An 18,706-nucleotide genomic window follows, 5' to 3' on the forward strand; every position below is an offset into this window, starting at 1 on the left:
CATGACCCTGCTCTCTCGCGCGCGCCGCATCCTCGCCTCCGGCGCTGCTGCCCTGATCGCCCTCGCCCTCGTGCCCCTCGCTCCGGCGTCCGCCCAGTACATCGACGTCCCGAACCCGATCGTGGAGCAGCGCGCCGACACGGCGATCTACAAGCACACCGACGGCTACTACTACATGACCGCGTCCGTGCCGGACTACAAGCGCGTCGAGCTGCGCCGGTCGCAGACTCTCGCGGGCCTCGGCTCGGCCACACCGGTCACCGCGTTCACCGCGCCGTCCAGCGGCAACCTGAGCGGCTGGATCTGGGCGCCTGACATCCAGTACGTGGACGGCGCCTGGTACCTGTACTTCTCGGCGTCGCCCAGCTCCTCGCAGTTCGCGCAGCGTCTCTACTGGATGCGCAACACGTCGGCGGACCCGACGACGGGCACGTGGTCGGCACCGCAGCGCCTGACGACGGGCTGGGAGTCCTTCCAGCTCGACCCGGCGTCGTTCACACTGAACGGCACCCGGTACTTCGCGTGGGCGCAGGACAGCCCCAGCACGAGCTACAACAGCCACATGTACCTGGCGCGGATGACGTCCCCGACGACGATCGACACCGCAACGGCGATCGAGATCGCGCGGCCCAGCTACTCCTGGGAGATGGAGGGCGTCGCCGGCGTGGTCGAGGGCCCGTCACCGATCGTGAAGAACGGGCGGGTCTTCATCGCGTACTCGGCGTCTGCCACCGACTCCCGGTACAAGCTCGGCCTGGTCTCCGCGTCGGCGTCGGCCGACCTGCTGTCCGCGTCCTCGTGGACCAAGAGGTCGACGCCGGTCTTCCAGACGGCGAACGGCGTCTACGGGCCCGGCCACGGCAGCTTCACCGTCGCCGAGGACGGCGTCACGGACATCCTCGTCTACCACGCCCGCGACTACGCGACGCCGACCCCGGACGCCCTGACGGACCCCAACCGGCACACCCGGGTCCAGCAGCTGTACTGGGCGGCGGACGGCTACCCGTTCTTCGGCCAGCCACAGGCGACCGGCTCCGGGCAGCCGGGAATCCGGGGGCAGTACAGCGACAAGTGCGTCGACGACTACGACTGGAACACGGCCAACGGCGCCCTCGTCAAGCTCTACACGTGCAGTACCGCAGCCGTGCAGAAGTGGGAGTTCAGCTACGTCGGCGGGTACTACCGCATCAAGAACCTGCACGCCTCCAAGTGCCTCGACAACCTGAACGGTTCGGCAGCGCTCAACGCCGACGTCGGCCTGTGGTCCTGCAACGGCGGGACGGCCCAGGACTGGTCGATCGTCGACCAGGGCAGCGGCTGGTTCTCCCTTCGCAACCGCGCGTCCGGGCTGTGCCTCGACAACTACGCGTGGGATGCTGCGAACGGCGCGCGGCTCTCGATGTACACGTGCAACGGGGTCGGCGCTCAGCTCTGGCGCCGGGGCTGACGGGACGCACCGAGCGTCTTCGCCAGAACGGTGTGGGTGCCGCTCCCAGCCCGGGAGCGGCACCCACACCGTGGAACGTGCGCCGACGCGCTGACGACACGCCGGGTGAAGTCCGTTTCTTCACCCGTGGGTGAGTTACACCCATTTCACCCGCTTCCGGCGTCACGAACGGGTCGCTGGACACCCTTTCCCTGTACGGGGGGAACGCAACACATAGGGGTGCCAGCCATGCCGTTCATTCGCTACGTCCGCGTCGCCGACCCAGGTACGTCCAACGAGCACGTGGTCGAGGTCCGTTGCTCGTCCATCACGACCGGTCCGCTTCGTTCGGAGTCGATCGAGTCGATCCACGCAGCGATCCGGAAGGGCACACCCTTCCGGACGTTCAACGAGCGCAACCACAACCAGAAGGACGTCGTCGCCAAGACCACGCCGAACGGGGGCAGGTACATCGCCGCCGTCGACGGGGGTTACGAGACCGACGACCTGTTGCGCCTGCCCAGGTACTGACGCCTGGCCGGCCGGCGAGGCAGCAGCGCCCCGCCGGCCGGCCAGGCATCAGGCCAGCGCCGTCCACTCCGCGTCGGTCAGCAGTCGCGACCGGATGACGAACCGCACGCCCTCGGGCGCCTCGACGCTGAACCCTGCCCCCCTGCCCGGCACCACGTCGATCGTCAGGTGGGTGTGCTTCCAGTACTCGAACTGCGCGCGGCTCATCCACACGGGCACGACGAAACCGCCTCCGGAGCCACCGGGCTCACCCGGCACGGCCCCGCCGTCGGCCACGGCCCCGCCGTCGGCCACGGCCCCGCCGTCGGCCACGGCCCCGCCGTCGGCCACGGCCCCGCCGTCGGCCACGGCCAGGTCCCCGAGGTGCACGTCCGCGTCGCCGATCAGGAGGTCGCCGTCCGGGTAGCACATGGGCGACGACCCGTCGCAGCACCCGCCGGACTGGTGGAACATCAGCTCGCCGTGCTGCCGCCGCAGCCGGGCGAGCAGCCCGGCTGCGGCGGCGGTGAGGTCCACCCGGGAGGCGCTGCCCGACGCCGTCGGCCCTCCCGCGTCCACCGGGTCGCCGCCGGGCGCCGCGCCCATCAGAAGAAGCCCAGCTTCTGCGGCGCGTAGGAGACGAGGAGGTTCTTCGTCTGCTGGTAGTGGTCGAGCATCATCTTGTGGTTCTCGCGTCCCACACCCGAGCCCTTGTACCCGCCGAACGCCGCCGCGGCCGGGTAGGCGTGGTAGCAGTTGGTCCACACGCGGCCGGCCTCGATCGCCCGGCCCGCCCGGTACGCCGTCTGCCCGGAGCGCGACCACACGCCGGCGCCGAGGCCGTACAGGGTGTCGTTCGCGATCTTGATCGCGTCGTCGAAGTCGGAGAACTCGGTGACCGCGACGACGGGGCCGAAGATCTCCTCCTGGAAGATCCGCATGCTGTTCTTGCCCTCGAAGATCGTGGGCGTCACGTAGTAGCCGCCCTCGAGCTCGCCACCCAGCTCGGCCCGCGTGCCTCCGACGAGGACCTTCGCCCCCTCGGCCTTGCCGATGTCGATGTACGACATGATCTTCTCGAGCTGGTCGTTGGACGCCTGCGCGCCGATCATCGTCTCGGTGTCGAGCGGGTTGCCCTGCCTGATCGCCCGCGTCCGCTCGAGCGCGTCTCCGAGGAACTGGTCGTAGATGTCCGACTGGACGAGCGCCCGCGACGGGCACGTGCACACCTCGCCCTGGTTGAGGGCGAACATCGTGAACCCCTCGAGCGCCTTGTCGTAGAACTCGTCGCGCTCGGCGGCCACGTCGGAGAAGAAGATGTTGGGGCTCTTCCCGCCCAGCTCCAGCGTCACCGGGATGATGTTCTGCGAGGCGTACTGCATGATCAGGCGGCCCGTCGTGGTCTCGCCCGTGAACGCGATCTTCCGGATCCGCGACGAGGACGCGAGCGGCTTGCCCGCCTCCACCCCGAAGCCGTTGACGACGTTCACGACGCCCGGCGGCAGCAGGTCCCCGATCAGGTCCATGAGGTAGAGGATCGAGGCGGGCGTCTGCTCCGCCGGCTTGAGCACCACGGTGTTCCCCGCCGCGAGCGCCGGCGCCAGCTTCCAGGTCGCCATCAGGATCGGGAAGTTCCACGGGATGATCTGCCCGACCACGCCCAGGGGCTCGTGGAAGTGGTACGCGATCGTGTCCTCGTCGATCTCGCTGATCGACCCCTCCTGCGCACGGATCGCGCCCGCGAAGTAGCGGAAGTGGTCGATGGCGAGCGGCAGGTCGGCGGCGAGCGTCTCGCGCACGGGCTTGCCGTTCTCCCACGTCTCCGCGACGGCGAGCTCCTCGAGGTGCGCCTCCATGCGGTCGGCGATCTTGTTGAGCACGTCGGCGCGCGCCGAGACGGTCGTGCGACCCCAGCCGGGCGCCGCGCCGTGGGCGGCGTCGAGCGCCCGCTCGATGTCGTCGGCGTCGCCGCGCGCCACCTCGGTGAACGTCCGCCCGTTGACCGGGCTGGGGTTCTCGAAGTACCTCCCGCTCGCCGGCGGCACGTACTCGCCGCCGATCCAGTGGTCGTAGCGCTCCCTGTAGGTCGCGATCGCCCCGGCGGTGCCGGGGGCTGCGTAGACGGTCATGCGCTGCCTCCTCGCAGTCGTTCGCCTCGGGCGCCGGCCCCTGTCCGACGCCGGTCGCCCGCCCGGGCGCACCGTCGCACCCGGTCCCGGGCACGGTAGGCACGCGAGGGTTGCAGCAGGGTTGCAACCCACGGCGCCCTGCAAAGGGCCGGTCGGCCGAGACACAAGGGAGACGAGAGCGTGACCGCTCTGTGCTGGTGGTCCTCCGGCGCGCGCGCTGAGACTGGGGACCACGACGAGGCACCACCGACGAGTTACCACCCGAGACGAGGTACCGCGATGGCTGCACGACACCGCACGACCGCCCTGCCGATCAGGATTGCCGTGACGGCCCTGGTCCTGGGGCTGGCAGCCTGCTCTTCCGGCGAGTCCGGGGCGTACTCGGAGGACGCCTCCGTGGCGTTCCCCGCCGCCCCGCAGGAGGAGTGGCGCGACGTCCCGACGGACCCCCAGGAGGAGTACGACGACTCCCCCGAGACCCCGTTCAAGGACGTCGCCACGAGCCCCCTGTCGACCTTCTCGGCCGACGTCGACACCGCGTCGTACAGCAACCTGCGCCGCCAGGTGAACCAGGGCGTCGCGCCCGAGGGCGTGCGCATCGAGGAGCTCGTCAACTACTTCGACTACGACTACCCGGCGCCGCGGCCGGACGCCGAGCACCCGTTCACGGTCACGACGCAGGTCGCGGCCGCCCCGTGGAACCCCGAGCACCAGCTCGCCATGGTCGGCGTGCAGGCCACGGAGGCGATCCCCACGTCGGAGGGCAACAACATCGTCTTCCTGCTCGACGTGTCCGGGTCGATGGACGAGGCCAACAAGCTGCCGCTCCTCGCCGAGTCGTTCGCCCTGCTCGTGGAACAGCTCGACGAGGACGACGTCGTCTCGATCGTGACGTACGCCGGGTCCGAGCGGGTGGTCGCCGACTCCGTGCCGGGGTCCGAGCACGAGCGGCTCGTGGAGCACCTCGAGAGCCTGGAGGCCGGCGGGTCCACGGGCGGGGCGGCGGGCATCGTCACCGCGTACGAGCTCGCCGAGAAGAACTTCATCGAGGGCGGGAACAACCGCGTCGTCCTCGCGACGGACGGCGACTTCAACGTGGGGCTGTCGACTCCCGAGCAGCTCACGGAGCTCATCGAGGAGAAGCGGGCCTCGGGGGTGTACGTCTCGGTGCTCGGCTTCGGGATGTACAACCTGAAGGACAACACCATGGAGGCGATCGCGGACCACGGGAACGGGAACTACGCCTACATCGACACTCTCGACGAGGCCCGGAAGGTCCTGGTCGACGAGTTCGGCTCGACGATGTTCGTCGTCGCGCAGGACCTCAAGCTGCAGGTCGAGCTCAACCCGGCGACCGTGGCGCAGTACCGCCTGATCGGATACGACAACCGGCGTCTCGAGAACGAGGACTTCGACGACGACGCCAAGGACGCGGGTGACGTCGGCGCCGGGCACTCGGTGACGGCGTTCTACGAGCTGGTGCCCGCTGCCGGTGCCGTCGCCGACGGTCTCGACTACCAGGACCCGCAGCCCGGCACGAGCACGGACTACCTGACCGTCCATGTCCGCTACAAGCAGCCCGGCGGCGCCGAGAGCACCGAGGTCGTGGTCCCCGTGGGCGCCGAGGCGTACACGGACCGGCCGACGGCGGACTTCCGGTTCGCGTCCGCCGTCGTGGAACTCGGACTGATCGCGATCGACTCCGAGCACAAGGCCGGCGCGAGCCTCGCCGCCGTCCACGAGCGGGCGTCGGACGCGCTGGGCGAGGACCCCTACGGCCTGCGGCAGGAGTTCGTCGACCTGGTGGACGCGTTCTCCCGCCTGGACTGACGGCACGCGTTCCGCCGAGGTAGTCACTCCGTCCGACGAAGTGACTATCTCGGCGACGAGACAGTCAAGAGAGGTCGCGGTCCAGCAGGGCCAGGCGGGCCTTCGCACGCGCCGCGCGGGGCGTGCCCGGGGCGGCGAGCCGGGCGAGCAGGCTCCAGGCGGCGTGGTCGTCGGCGCCCTCGTCGCGAGCAGCCCACGCCTCGACCACGCGGATGTCGCGGGCGGCGAGGACCGCCGCCCGCACCTCGGCGGCGAGCTCGTCGCGCACCCGCTCCACCCCCGGCGCGACCGAGCGCCGAAGCACCTGCTCGGGGTAGGCGGCCAGCGCCCCGCGCACGTCACCGCGCGCGAGCAGGTCGCGGACCGTCGCTGCGTCCGTCGCGAGGGGCCGGGCGAGCCGGTACGGCCGGGAACCGGCGAGCAGGGGGCCGCCCGGCACCGCCCCCACGGCCCGGCGCAGCCGCGACACCTCCGCGCGGATGGCGACGAGCGAGAGGTCGCCGGGGTGCAGCAGCACGGCGAGCTCCTCGGCGGACAGGCCCCGCGGATGCTCGGCGAGCAGAAGCAGGATCTCGGCGTGCCGCAGCGCCAGGGGGCGTCCGCGCAGGGCGGGCGGGCCCAGCACCTGGAGCTCGGGCCCCGCCGTCCGCCGCCCCACCCCTCCCCGGGAGAGGTCGGGCCCGTCCACCCAGGGCGTGCGGCCGGCGTCGGGCAGCGTGGCGGAGCGGGCGGCGAGCTCGCGCTCGACGCTCGCCACCGTGGCGCGCACCAGGGACAGGGCGACCGGCGAGGCCGCGACGCGACCTCCGGTGACGTCGAGGACGCCGAGGACGCCGCCCGTGACGGGATCGTGGACCGGGGCGGCCGTGCAGCTCAGCCCCTGCACCGGCCGCCAGAAGTGCTCGGCCCCGATCACCTGGACCGGCCGGCGCGTGGCCAGCGCCGTGCCGGGGGCGTTGGTCCCGACCAGCTCCTCGCGCCACACCGCACCCTCGACGAAGCCCACGCGGTCGGCCGTGCGGCGTCCCGCGCCCCGGCCCTCCACCCAGAGCAGCCGGCCGCCCTCGTCGGACACGGCCACGACGAGGCCCTCGCTCGTGGCGGCGCCGGTCAGGTCGCGGACGAGCGGCATCGCGACCGCGAGCGGGTGGCGGCTGCGGTGGTCCTCCAGGTCGGCGTCGGCGAGGCCGCCGTCGCCGTCCGGGCCGTCCGGGTCCACGCCGGAGCGCAGGCTCCGGCGCCAGGACTCGGCAACCACCGGGTCGATGCCCTCCGGCGCCCGTCGTCCGCCCGAGCCGACGAACCTCTCGTACGCCTCGCGCACCCAGCGCGCGTCGCGGTGGAGCGCCACGGGCGCGGCGCTGCGCCCGTCCGTGCTGTCCGGGACCATGCCGCCTCCGAGGCTTGCGTCCGACGTCGTCGTCGAGCTCCTGCCACTCCCCCGAGAGTCTAGGCACCTCTGCACCTTCCTGCCCCAAAGGCGCCCCGGCTGGGAAAGCGTTATCGCACTTCAGGGGCAATTTCCGCCCGATTGGACCGGATCACAGGCTCGGCGAGCGCCATCCCGGCGGCGGCCCTACCCTCAGGCAATCGGGACCGCCCGGAGCCAGGGGGCGGTCGTGTCCCGGAACCCCGGGGTGCGGCCACGGGCGGTCCCGGACGAGCCACGAGCTCGGTGCTGCAGGTCGGACCGATCGTTCAGGGGGAACGAGTTGGACACCACTGTTGCGCCACCGGCCCGGAGAGTCGCGGGTCCACAGGAAGACACCACCACCACACGCGCGAAGGACGCGCACGACACACCGGACGGCGACGGGTCCGAGCTTGCCGGCGCACGTGCCAGACGCCCCTGGTTCGCCGGCGCCGCCGTTCTCACAGGCGTCGCCCTTGCGCTCACACTCGTCGTCTCGGGCGCGCGTGCGGACTCGGCCGAGCGTCTCGAGTCGCTCGCCTTCCGGCTCGACCGGCAGGCCGTCACGACGTACCGCACCGCGGACGACCTCGGCATCACTCTCGACGTCGCCGAGTCGGTCTACGCCACGTCTCACGACGCCGACCCGGCGGCACGCGAGACCCTCGCCCGGGCACTCGAGGCGGCGCGTGCGGCCGCCCGGCAGCGCGTCGCGGGCGACCCGCCCGCGACCATCCATCACGCCGAGGCCCGGCTGCGGCAGGCCGAGCTGATCGACGAGTCGTTGCGGTGGGCCGCGGAGGACCTCAGGCGGGCTGTCGACCTCGTCGCAGACGCCCGTCCCCTCATCGAGGCGGCGGCCCGCTGAGGTCGCCCGGGTGCGCCGCGGCGATCCGGCGCGGCGCACCCAGGCGGGCCGCGGCTGGGCCGCGGCTGGGCCGCGGCCGGGCGGCGATCGGGCCGCGATCGGGCCGCGATCGGGCCGCGATCGGGCCGCGGGATCTTTTCCTCGCCCGCTTGTGTTCCTAGGGTGGAACCGGAAGCACCGAAAGAGGAGGAACTCATGCCCGCCCCGACCGATCCCGCGGCGAAGCTCGCGGAGTACGCGCACCCGGAGCGTCTCGTCACCACGCAGTGGCTGGCCGACCACCTGAAGGACCCCGGCCTCGTCGTGGTGGAGTCCGACGAGGACGTGCTGCTCTACGAGACGGGCCACATCCCCGGCGCCGTGAAGGTCGACTGGCACACCGAGCTCCAGCACCCGGTCATCCGCGACTACCTCGACGGCGCCGGCTTCGCCGCCCTCATGAGCGCCAAGGGCATCACCCGCGACACCACGGTGGTGCTCTACGGCGACAAGAACAACTGGTGGGCCGCGTACACCGCGTGGGTGTTCACGCTGTTCGGCCACCCTGACGTGCGGCTGCTCGACGGCGGCCGCGGCGTGTGGGCCGCGGAGGGCCGCGAGCTGACCACGGACGTCCCTGCGCCCGCGCCGGTCGACTACCCCGTGGTCGAGCGCGACGACCACACCGTCCGCGCCTTCAAGGCCGAGGTGCTGGCGCACCTCGGCCACGGTCCGCTCGTCGACATCCGCTCCCCGCAGGAGTACACGGGCGAGCGCATCGCCATCCCCGACTACCCGGAGGAGGGCGTGCTGCGCGGCGGCCACATCCCGACGGCGCGCAGCGTCCCGTGGGCGACGGCGGTCGCGGAGGACGGCACCTACAAGACCCGCGCCGAGCTCGACGCGATCTACACGGCCGGCCTCGGCATGTCGCCCGACGACGACGTCATCACCTACTGCCGCATCGGCGAGCGCTCCAGCCACACCTGGTTCGCGCTCACCCACCTGCTCGGGTACACGAACGTGCGCAACTACGACGGTTCGTGGACGGAGTGGGGGAACGCGGTGCGGGTGCCCATCCAGCAGGGGACCGAGCCGGGCACGGCCACCGGCGCCGCGCCGCAGGGAATGACCGCATGACCACCGCACCGACCGCCGAGCTGCCCGCGGCCTTCGCGGAGCTTCGCGACGCCTTCCTCGAGGTCCCCGAGCGCGACCGCCTCCAGCTCCTGCTGGAGGTCTCGTACGAGCTGCCGCCGCTGCCCGCCCGCTACGCGGACGCGCCCGAGCTCCTCGAACGCGTCCAGGAGTGCCAGTCCCCCGTCTACGCCTTCACCGAGGTGGACGACGCCGGAGTGGTCGCCTTCCACGCCACCGCACCGGAGGAGGCACCCACCACACGCGGATTCGCGTCGATCCTCGCGCAGGGGCTCACCGGGCTGACCGCGCAGGAGGTCCTCGACCTGCCGGACGACCTGCCGCTCATGTTCGGGCTCACGAAGAGCGTGAGCCTGCTGCGGCTCAACGGCATGGCCGGCATGCTGACGCGCGCCAAGCGCCAGGTGCGGGAGCAGCTCGCGGCCCGGACGGTGTGACTGTCTCGGCAGAGGAATCCCGTCCGACGGAGTGACTGTCTCGGCGACAGAACGGTGCCGAGGTAGTCATCGCGTCCTCCGGGCCGGGTCACTCCCGCCCGAACGCCCTGCGCAGCTCCGTCTTTGCGCGCTCCAGCACGTCGCGCTGCTCGTCGTCGAGGTGATCGCCCGCCCGGTTGATGTAGAAGGTCAGCATCGACATCGCCGATTGATAGGGCGTGCCCTTGCGGCGGGTGCTCACCTCGGCGGAGTGCTTGAGCGACGCGGCCACGCGCACCGGGTCGTCCCAGGTGAACACGCCCTCCTCGAGGTCGAGGGCGTCGCTGTGCTCGGTGACGTCCTGCGACCAGCGTCCGGGCTCGTCGTCCTCCCGGTCGCGCTGCCTGTCCTGTGCCACTCACCAATCGTCGGCCGCCCCGCAGGCGCTCGCCGCCCGTCGGGTCAGAACATCAGATCTGCGCAACGCCCGTGCCGCGGCGGTCTGTCAGGGGTGAAGTCACCCGGCCGGCCGCCCCGCCCGGTCCCGCCCCCCGCTGTGAGAGGCGAGAGGGGGACCGCCGACCGTCTCGGCGGTCACGCCTTGCCGAGACAGCCGGCCCGTCGGCAGAGACAGCCCGTCCGGTCAGAAGTCGAAGAGGTCCTCGAGGAACGACTCCTTGCGCTTCTTCTTGTGGCCGTAGCCGCGCTCGTCGCGGTACCGGTCGTCCCGGTAGCGCTCGTCGCGGTACCGGTCGTCGCGCGCACGGTCGTCGTAGCCGTACGCGGGCGCGGGTGCGGCCGGCGGAGCGCCCGCTCCGGCCGGGTACGCCGCCGCAGCGCCGGGGAGCGCCGCGCCGGGCGCCTGCCCGGCCTCGGTCTCGACCCGGTCGATGATCTTGTCGAGCTCACCGCGGTCGAGCCACACTCCGCGGCAGGTCGGGCAGTAGTCGATCTCGACGCCCTTGCGCTCGGTCATCACGAGCATGGACTGGTCGGCAGGGCACAGCATCGGGTCCTCCTCTGTCGTCGGCCGGGGTCACCCGACCGGTCGTCGGCCTGTGGGGACCAACGCCCGGCCCCCGCCCACGGTTCCCGCAGCTCACTCCTCGAAGCGGTAGCCCGCCCCCGGGTGGGTGAGCAGGTGCCGCGGGTGCGCGGGGTCGGCCTCGAGCTTACGGCGCAGCTGCGCGGTGTAGACCCGCAGGTAGTTGGTCTCCGTCGAGTAGGCGGGACCCCAGACCTCGCGCAGGAGCTGCTGTCGCCCGACCATACGGCCGCGGTTGCGCACCAGCACCTCGAGCAGCGCCCACTCGGTGGGGCTGAGCCGCACGTCCTCGCCGGCGCGGGACACGACCCGGCGCGCGAGGTCGATCCGCAGCTCGCCCGCCTCGATCACGGGCTCGTCGGCGTCGACGGGGCGGGCGCGCCGGACCGCGGCCCGCAGGCGTGCCAGAAGCTCGTTCATCGCGAACGGCTTGGTCACGTAGTCGTCGGCCCCGGCGTCCAGCGCGTCGACCTTGTCGTCGCCGAGCTGCCGGGCCGACAGCACCACGATCGGCACCCGCGTCCATCCCCGGATCCCGGCGATGACGTCCAGCCCGGACATGTCTGGCAGGCCGAGGTCGAGCAGCACGACGTCGGGTCGGCCCGACGCTGCCGCGTCGAGCGCCGCCGCGCCCGTCGGCGCGACGATCACGTCCCAGCCGTGGGCGCGCAGGTTGATCGAGAGGGCACGAGCCAGCCCGGAGTCGTCGTCCACGACGAGCACGCGGTTGCCCGACGCCGGCTGCTCACCGTCCTGCACCGTCTCCCCCCTCGTCTCGCTCACCGGGCCGGCTCCTCGTACGCGGCGACGGTGTCGGGGTCGTCGGCGCCGACGGACTCCTCGCGGGCGGTGCCCGGTCCGCCCGGGGAGACCGGCCCGACGTCGGGCACGGAACGCGGGACCGTGAGCACCATGGTCAGGCCGCCGCCGGGCGTGTCCTCGGCGGCGATCCGTGCCCCGACGGCCCCCGACAGGCCCGCCGCGACCGCGAGCCCGAGCCCGAGTCCCGGCCCGGTGGTGTCGTCGAGGCGCTGGAACGGCTCGAACATCGTCTCCTTCCGGTCGTCGGGTACGCCCGGTCCCGCGTCGGCGACGCGCAGCTCGACCTCGTCCCTGGTCGCCGACGCCGTGACCAGCACCGGCCGGCCCGGCGGGGCGTGCCGGACCGCGTTCGAGACCACGTTCGCCACGACGCGCTCCAGCAGCCCCGGGTCGGTCTGGACGAGCGGGAGGTCCTCGGGGACGTCGAGCGTCAGGGCGGGCAGCCAGGGCTCCACCGCGACGGGCACCACCTCCTCGAGGGAGGCGGGGCGCAGCGCGGGCCGGACGGCACCGGTCTGCAGGCGCGACAGGTCGAGGAGGTTGCCGATGAGCCGCTCGAGGCGGCCGGTGGACTCGCCGATGGTGCGGGTCAGCGCGTCCCGGTCCTCCGGGTCCAGCTCGACGTCGGGCGACGACAGCCCGTCGACGGCCGCGCGGATCGCCGCCAGCGGCGTGCGCAGGTCGTGCGAGACCGCCGCGAGCAGCGCGGTGCGCGTGGCCTCGGCCTGCTCGAGCGCCTGCGCCTGGGCGGCCTGCTCACGCAGGCGACGGTGCTCCAGGACGATTCCGGCCTGGGCCCCGAACGCCTCGACGACCTCCCGGTCGCTCGCCGGCAGCGCGCGGCCGGCAAGGACGAGCCGATGCCGCTCGTCGATCGCGACCTCGGTCACGGTGGTGCCGGGCGCGTCCGAGGCTGGGCCGCGGGTCGTCACGGCGACGGCGACCCAGGGGGCACGCTCGTCGTCGCGCTCCTCGAGGCGCACGTCGGCGACGGCGAAGGTCACCGCGAGCCGTTGCACGATCGCCTGCGCCGTGTCCTCGCCCGACAGGACGGACCGGGACAGCGCCGCGAGGGTCGACGCCTCGGCCCGTGCCCGGTAGGCCTGCGCGCTGCGGCGAGCGGCGAGGTCGACGACGGACGCCACGGCCCCGGCCACGAGCACGAACACCACGAGCGCCAGCACGTCCTCCGGCTGGTGGATGATCAGCCGTCCCGTGGGTTCCGTGAAGAACCAGTTCAGCAGCACGAACGAGACCACGGCGGTGACCAGGGCCGGCCACAGCCCGCCCACGATCGCGACGGCGACCACGCCCGCCAGGTAGATCATGAGGTGGCTCGGCAGGTTCTGCTCGTCGCGGTCGAGGAGCAGGAAGAACGCCGTGAGTGCGACGGGCACGGCCACGGTCGACACCCAGCCGGCGAGCCGCCGTCGCGGTGAGAGCGACGAGAACCGCGACTGCCGGCGGGCGCCGGCGCGCGCCTGCTCGTGCGTCACGAGGTGCACGTCGATCGCCTCCGACAGGCGGGCGATCTCCGCGCTGGACGAGCCGAGCAGCGCCTGCCGCCACACCGGGTGGCGCGAGACGCCCACGACGATCATGGTGGCGTTCACGCCGCGTGCGAAGTCGACGACCGCCCGGGGGACGTCCTCGCCGACCACCGTGTGGAACGTCCCGTCGAGCGACTCCGTGAGCGCCCGGTACGAGGCGATGGTGGCCGGCGGGGTCGACGGCAGCCCGTCGGTCGGCAGGACGTGGACCGCGAGCAGCTCGGCGCCGGCCGCGCGCTGCGCGATCCGGGCGCCGCGGCGCAGCAGCGTCGCCGTCTCCGGACCTCCGGTGACGGCCACGACGATCCGCTCGCGGGCGGGCCAGATGCCGGAGATCGCGTGGTCTGCGCGGTACCGGGTCAGGGCGTCGTCGACGCGGTCCGCGAGCCACAGCAGGGCGAGCTCGCGCAGCGCGGTGAGGTTCCCGAGCCGGAAGTACGACGACAGGGACGCGTCGATCTGCTCGGCGCGGTAGACGTTGCCGTGCGCGAGCCGGCGTCGCAGCTGCTCGGGCGAGAGGTCCACGAGCTGGATCTGGTCGGCCTCACGGACCACCTGGTCGGGGACCGTCTCCCGCTGGCGCACGCCGGTGATCGCCTCGACGTCGTCGGTCAGCGACGCGAGGTGCTGCACGTTGACCGTGGTGACGACGTCGATCCCGGCGTCGAGCAGGTCGTGCACGTCCTGCCAGCGCTTCGGGTGCGCCGACCCGGGCGCGTTGGTGTGGGCGAGCTCGTCGACGAGGACGACCTGGGGCGCGCGCCGCAGCACGGCCTCGACGTCGAGCTCGGTGAGCATCGTGCCGCGGTGCTCCACGAGCCTGCGGGGCACGATCTCGAGGTCGCCGATCCTGGCGATCGTGGCGGCGCGGCCGTGCGTCTCGACGAGGCCGATCACCACGTCCGTGCCCCGGGCGCAGCGCCGCTCCGCCTCGTCGAGCATGGCGTAGGTCTTGCCCACGCCGGGAGCCGCCCCCAGGTACACGGTCAGGCGGCCCCGACGGTTGTTCATGTCCTCAGTCTGCGGCACTGCCCTGCGTCCCGTCGGCGTCGGCGCCGCCGAGGGCGGCGAGCGCGAGGTTCAGCTCGAGCACGTTCACGCGCGGCTCGCCCAGCACGCCCAGGTCGCGGCCGGCGGTGTGCTCCGCGACCAGTCCGGCCACGACGTCGTCGGACAGGCCGCGTGCCTGCGCGACGCGCGCCACCTGGATCGCCGCGTACTGCGGGCTGATGTGCGGGTCGAGACCCGATGCCGAGGCCGTCAGCGCGTCGGCCGGGACGTCGGCCGGGTCGACCCCGTCCTCTGCCGCGACCGCGGCACGCCGCTCGTCGATCGCGGTGACGAGGCCGGGGTTGAGCGGCCCCAGGTTGGACCCACCGGACGAGAGGGTGTCGTAGCCCTCGCCCGCCGCGGACGGGCGGGGGTGGAACCACTGCTCGCCCTCGAAGCCCTGACCGATCAGGGCCGAGCCGACGACGTCCCCGCCGCGCCGGTCGACGTGCGAGCCGTCGGCCCGCACGAGCGAGCCGTTCGCCTGCCACGGCACAGCGAGCTGGCTGATCCCGGTGACCACGAGCGGGTAGCCGAGACCGAGCACGAGGGTGAAGGCGAGCAGCATGCGCAGCCCCGCGAGCGCCTGCCGTGTGAACGACGCCAGGTCGCCCGCGACGGTGGTGGTGGACATGTCAGGTTCCTTTCGGGCCACCGGGTCACAGACCCGGGAGCAGCGAGACCAGGAGGTCGATGAGCTTGATGCCCACGAACGGGGCGACCAGCCCGCCGACGCCGTAGATCAGCAGGTTGCGCTGCAGCAGCGACGAGGCCGACGCCGGCCGGTAGCGCACGCCCCGCAGGGACAGCGGGATCAGCGCCAGGATGACGAGAGCGTTGAAGATGACCGCCGAGAGGATCGCGGACTCAGGGCTGGACAGCCGCATGACGTTCAGCACGCCGAGCTGCGGGAACAGCCCCACGAACATGGCCGGCAGGATCGCGAAGTACTTGGCCACGTCGTTCGCGACGGAGAACGTGGTCAGCGCGCCGCGCGTGATGAGGAGCTGCTTGCCGATCTCCACGATCTCGATGAGCTTCGTCGGGTCCGAGTCGAGGTCGACCATGTTGCCGGCCTCCTTCGCAGCGGACGTGCCGGTGTTCATCGCGACGCCGACGTCCGACTGCGCGAGCGCCGGGGCGTCGTTCGTGCCGTCCCCGGCCATCGCCACGAGCCGGCCGCCCTCCTGCTCCCGCCGGATCAGGGCGAGCTTGTCCTCGGGCGTGGCCTCGGCCAGCACGTCGTCCACGCCTGCCTCGGCGGCGATCGCGCGGGCCGTCACGACGTTGTCCCCGGTCACCATGACGGAGCGGATGCCCATCGCACGCAGCTGGTCGAACCGCTCGCGCATGCCCGTCTTGACGACGTCCTTCAGCCGCACGACGCCGAGGATGCGCGCCGGCGCCTCCCCGACCTGCTCCGCGACCACGAGCGGCGTGCCGCCCAGGCGCGAGACAGCGTCGACGTGCGCCGCCAGCTCGGCCTCCTCGGCGGGCAGGACGTGCGCCCCGGTGCTGTGCACCCACCGCTGCACCGCGCTGCCGGCGCCCTTGCGTATGCGGCGCACCCCGCGGCCGCCGTCGCCGGCGGGCAGGTCAACGCCCGACATGCGCGTCTGCGCGGTGAACGGCACCAGCTCGGCGCCGGCGGGCAGCTCGTCCGGCTCGCCCCCGCTCGAGGCGTACGTCGCGTCGACGAGGTCGACGATGCTGCGCCCTTCGGGAGTCTCGTCGGCCAGCGACGCCAGCCGCGCCGCCGCCGCGAGGTCGCGCGGGCCGATCGACCCGACGGGCAGGACCTCCGTCGCGCGCCGGTTGCCGTACGTGATGGTGCCCGTCTTGTCGAGCAGCAGGACGTCGATGTCACCCGCGGCCTCGACTGCCCGGCCCGACATCGCGAGCACGTTGCGCTGCACCAGCCGGTCCATGCCGGCGATACCGATGGCGCTCAGCAGCGCGCCGATCGTCGTCGGGATGAGGCACACCAGCAGCGCCACGAGCACGAGGAGGGACTGCCGCGACCCCGAGTACACCGCGAAGGGCTGCAGGGTCGCGACCGCGAGGAGGAAGACGATCGTCAGCGACGTGAGCAGGATGTTGAGCGCCACCTCGTTCGGCGTCTTCTGGCGCTCGCTGCCCTCGACCAGGGCGATCATCCGGTCGACGAAGGTCGACCCGGCGGGCGCCGTGATCCGCACCACGATGCGGTCGGACAGCACGACGGTGCCGCCCGTGACGGCCGAGCGGTCGCCGCCGGACTCACGGATGACCGGCGCGGACTCGCCCGTGATCGCCGACTCGTCCACCGACGCGACGCCCTCGATCACGTCGCCGTCGCCCGGGATCGTCTCCCCGGCCTCGACCACGACGACGTCGCGCACCTGCAGCGACGAGGACGCGACCTCGACCGTCGGGAGGAGGTCGAGCCGCGTACCCGTGTCCAGCGTGTCCTGTGCTGCGGCCACCTTGCGCGCCGTCGTCTGCTGCTGCGTGGCCCGCAGGGTGGAGGCCTGCGCCCTGCCGCGCGACTCCGCGACGGACTCGGCGAGCGTCGCGAACAGGACCGTGGCCCAGAGCCACACCGTGATCCACCATGCGAAGACGTCAGGCTGGATCACCGCGAGGACGGTCGTCAGCGCCGCACCCACCTCGACGACGAACATGACCGGCGACCCGGACAGGAGCCGCGGGTCGAGCTTGCGCAGCGCCGCCGGGAGGGCCGCGCGGACCTGCGTCCAGGTGAGCGCACGGCCCGCCGGACCGCGCTTCGAGTGGTGACGGATGCCGCCGTCGGGCACCTCCGCGGAGGTGGGGGTGACGGGACGGGTGTCGGTCGTGCTCATGACAGGGACTCCACGACGGGGCCGAGGGACAGGACGGGGATGAAGGTGAGACCGACCACGACGAGCGCGACCGCGGCGACCAGGCCCACGAAGAGCGGCTGGTGGGTCGGCAGCGTCCCCGCCGACGGCGGGACGGAGGTCTGCGAGGCCAGGCGGCCCGCCAGTGCGAGCACGAGAGCGATCGGGACGAACCGCCCGAGCAGCATGGCCACGCCGAGAAGGGTGTCGTAGTACGGCGTGCCGGTGGTCAGACCCGCGAACGCGGACCCGTTGTTGTTGCCCGCCGACGCGAAGGCGTACAGCACCTCGGTCAGGCCGTGCGGGCCGGCCTCCTGGATGCCCGCGATCCCCGGCGACAGCACCACCGACAGCCCGGTGCCGACCAGCACGATCGCCGGCGTCGTCAGGACGTAGAGGGCGACGAGCGTCATCTCGCGCTGCCCGATCTTCTTGCCCAGGTACTCGGGCGTGCGGCCCACCATGAGCCCCGCGACGAACACCGCGACCACCGCGAGCACGAGCATGCCGTACAGGCCGGCGCCCACGCCGCCCGGCGCGACCTCGCCCAGGAGGATGTTGAACAGCAGGACCCCGCCGCCGGGCGCGGTGAACGAGTCGTGCATCGAGTTCACCGAGCCGGTCGACGTCGCCGTCGTCGACACGGCGAACAGGGCACTCGCCGCCAGACCGAAGCGGGTCTCCTTGCCCTCCATGGCGGCACCGGCTGCCTGCGGGGCGGCACCGGGCCCGGCGAGCTCGGCCCACGTCGTGAGCACGAGCGCGGCGGCCCACAGGCTCGCCATGACGCCGAGGATCGCCCAGCCCTGCCGGCGGTCGCCGACCATGATGCCGAACGTCCGGGGCAGCGTGAACGGGATGACGAGCAGCAGGAAGATCTCGAACAGGTCCGTGAACGGGGTCGGGTTCTCGAACGGGTGCGCGGAGTTCGCGTTGAAGAAGCCGCCGCCGTTCGTGCCGAGGTCCTTGATCGCCTCCTGGGACGCGACGGGGCCCCCGAGCAGGTGCTGGGTCGCGCCCTCCACGGTCGAGATCGCGGTGTGCGGGTCCAGGTTCTGGATCACGCCGGACGCCACCAGGACGAGCGCCGCGACGAACGAGAACGGCAGGAGGATCCGGGTCACACCCCGGGTCAGGTCCGTCCAGAAGTTCCCGATCCGGGCGTCCGTCCCGGAGCGGGCGAACCCGCGGACCAGGGCGATCGCCACGGCCAAGCCGACGGACGCCGAGACGAAGTTCTGGACGGCGAAGCCCGCCATCTGCAGCAGGTGCCCGGTCGCGGCCTCGCCCGAGTACCACTGCCAGTCGGTGTTCGTGGCGAAGCTGACCGCCGTGTTCCAGGCGCCCGCCGGGTCCAGACCGGTGAAGCCGAGGTTCCATGGCAGGTACGCCTGCAGCCGGCCCAGCGCGTACAGGAAGAGGACGGACATCAGGGAGAAGCCCAGAACAGACAGCAGGTAGACGTTCCAGCGCTGCTCCGCGTCCGGGTCCACGCGGACGGCGCGGTACCACGCCCGCTCGACGGGCAGGTGGTTCGGGGTGGTGTAGACACGGGCCAGGTACGCGCCGAGCGGCACGTGGACGGCGGCCAGCGCGGCGACGAGCACCAGCACCTGCGCCACGGCCGCCCAGGTCTGGGTGGTCATCGGGC

General features: G+C 72.6%; 16 protein-coding genes. 6 read left to right on the forward strand and 10 right to left on the reverse strand.

Annotated features, from left to right (window positions below; translation table 11 throughout):
* Nucleotide 1 precedes the first annotated feature (1 nt).
* Nucleotides 2–1,447, forward strand: a complete 1,446-nt coding sequence (locus L1785_RS15645; RefSeq protein WP_236090207.1) for a family 43 glycosylhydrolase — start codon at nucleotides 2–4, stop codon at nucleotides 1,445–1,447.
* Between the two features lie 228 nt (nucleotides 1,448–1,675).
* Nucleotides 1,676–1,957, forward strand: a complete 282-nt coding sequence (locus L1785_RS15650) for a DUF3892 domain-containing protein (protein WP_236090208.1) — start codon at nucleotides 1,676–1,678, stop codon at nucleotides 1,955–1,957.
* A 48-nt stretch (nucleotides 1,958–2,005) separates the two neighbouring features.
* Here L1785_RS15650 and L1785_RS15655 read toward each other — a convergent pair whose 3' ends face one another.
* Both L1785_RS15655 and exaC read right to left on the reverse strand, forming a co-directional pair.
* Nucleotides 2,006–2,542 carry a DUF779 domain-containing protein gene (locus L1785_RS15655; protein ID WP_236090209.1) on the reverse strand — a complete coding sequence of 179 codons (537 nt, stop codon included), beginning with the start codon at nucleotides 2,540–2,542 and terminating at the stop codon, nucleotides 2,006–2,008.
* Entirely contained in the window at nucleotides 2,542–4,065 is a 1,524-nt protein-coding gene (gene exaC / locus L1785_RS15660) for an acetaldehyde dehydrogenase ExaC (protein ID WP_236090210.1), read from the reverse strand. The genes L1785_RS15655 and exaC overlap by 1 nt, the downstream gene beginning before the upstream one ends.
* A 279-nt stretch (nucleotides 4,066–4,344) precedes the next feature.
* Between exaC and L1785_RS15665 the strand changes: the two genes are divergently transcribed.
* Nucleotides 4,345–5,895 (forward strand): vWA domain-containing protein, encoded by a 1,551-nt coding sequence (locus L1785_RS15665; RefSeq protein WP_236090211.1) that lies wholly within the window; start codon nucleotides 4,345–4,347, stop codon nucleotides 5,893–5,895.
* 64 nt (nucleotides 5,896–5,959) lie between these two features.
* On the opposite strand, the gene L1785_RS15670 is transcribed toward L1785_RS15665, so the two are convergent.
* Entirely contained in the window at nucleotides 5,960–7,285 is a 1,326-nt protein-coding gene (locus tag L1785_RS15670) for a GAF domain-containing protein (RefSeq protein WP_236090212.1), read from the reverse strand.
* A gap of 322 nt (nucleotides 7,286–7,607) precedes the next feature.
* On the opposite strand from L1785_RS15670, the gene L1785_RS15675 reads away from it, so the two are divergent.
* The 3 genes from L1785_RS15675 to L1785_RS15685 all read left to right on the forward strand — a co-directional run bounded on the left by L1785_RS15675 (nucleotide 7,608) and on the right by L1785_RS15685 (nucleotide 9,748).
* Nucleotides 7,608–8,174 (forward strand): hypothetical protein, encoded by a 567-nt coding sequence (locus L1785_RS15675; protein ID WP_236090213.1) that lies wholly within the window; start codon nucleotides 7,608–7,610, stop codon nucleotides 8,172–8,174.
* 195 nt (nucleotides 8,175–8,369) lie between these two features.
* Nucleotides 8,370–9,293 carry a sulfurtransferase gene (locus L1785_RS15680; RefSeq protein ID WP_236090214.1) on the forward strand — a complete coding sequence of 308 codons (924 nt, stop codon included), beginning with the start codon at nucleotides 8,370–8,372 and terminating at the stop codon, nucleotides 9,291–9,293.
* Nucleotides 9,290–9,748 carry a SufE family protein gene (locus L1785_RS15685; RefSeq protein WP_236090215.1) on the forward strand — a complete coding sequence of 153 codons (459 nt, stop codon included), beginning with the start codon at nucleotides 9,290–9,292 and terminating at the stop codon, nucleotides 9,746–9,748. Before L1785_RS15680 ends, L1785_RS15685 begins: the two co-directional genes overlap by 4 nt.
* An 88-nt stretch (nucleotides 9,749–9,836) precedes the next feature.
* Here L1785_RS15685 and L1785_RS15690 read toward each other — a convergent pair whose 3' ends face one another.
* The 7 genes from L1785_RS15690 to kdpA all read right to left on the reverse strand — a co-directional run bounded on the left by L1785_RS15690 (nucleotide 9,837) and on the right by kdpA (nucleotide 18,701).
* A complete protein-coding gene (locus L1785_RS15690) occupies nucleotides 9,837–10,145 on the reverse strand; it encodes a DUF3175 domain-containing protein (protein WP_236090216.1) in 309 nt (102 codons plus the stop codon).
* Nucleotides 10,146–10,370: 225 nt separating this feature from the next.
* A complete protein-coding gene (locus tag L1785_RS15695) occupies nucleotides 10,371–10,736 on the reverse strand; it encodes a TFIIB-type zinc ribbon-containing protein (protein WP_236090217.1) in 366 nt (121 codons plus the stop codon).
* Between the two features lie 90 nt (nucleotides 10,737–10,826).
* Nucleotides 10,827–11,555, reverse strand: a complete 729-nt coding sequence (locus tag L1785_RS15700; protein ID WP_308113347.1) for a response regulator — start codon at nucleotides 11,553–11,555, stop codon at nucleotides 10,827–10,829.
* Nucleotides 11,552–14,155: a DUF4118 domain-containing protein gene (locus L1785_RS15705; protein WP_236090218.1), complete on the reverse strand. Its 2,604-nt coding sequence runs from the start codon at nucleotides 14,153–14,155 to the stop codon at nucleotides 11,552–11,554. The genes L1785_RS15700 and L1785_RS15705 overlap by 4 nt, the downstream gene beginning before the upstream one ends.
* A gap of 4 nt (nucleotides 14,156–14,159) precedes the next feature.
* The gene (gene kdpC / locus L1785_RS15710; RefSeq protein ID WP_268915344.1) at nucleotides 14,160–14,828 is read right to left on the reverse strand and encodes a potassium-transporting ATPase subunit KdpC; all 669 of its coding nucleotides are present in this window, start codon (nucleotides 14,826–14,828) and stop codon (nucleotides 14,160–14,162) included.
* A 25-nt stretch (nucleotides 14,829–14,853) separates the two neighbouring features.
* Nucleotides 14,854–17,037 carry a potassium-transporting ATPase subunit KdpB gene (gene kdpB, locus L1785_RS15715; RefSeq protein ID WP_236090219.1) on the reverse strand — a complete coding sequence of 728 codons (2,184 nt, stop codon included), beginning with the start codon at nucleotides 17,035–17,037 and terminating at the stop codon, nucleotides 14,854–14,856.
* Nucleotides 17,034–18,701: a potassium-transporting ATPase subunit KdpA gene (gene kdpA, locus L1785_RS15720; RefSeq protein WP_236090220.1), complete on the reverse strand. Its 1,668-nt coding sequence runs from the start codon at nucleotides 18,699–18,701 to the stop codon at nucleotides 17,034–17,036. The genes kdpB and kdpA overlap by 4 nt, the downstream gene beginning before the upstream one ends.
* Nucleotides 18,702–18,706: the final 5 nt, after the last annotated feature.

The sequence above is a fragment of the Antribacter soli genome (genome assembly GCF_021568775.1).
Taxonomy (GTDB): Bacteria; Actinomycetota; Actinomycetes; order Actinomycetales; family Cellulomonadaceae; genus Antribacter; species Antribacter soli.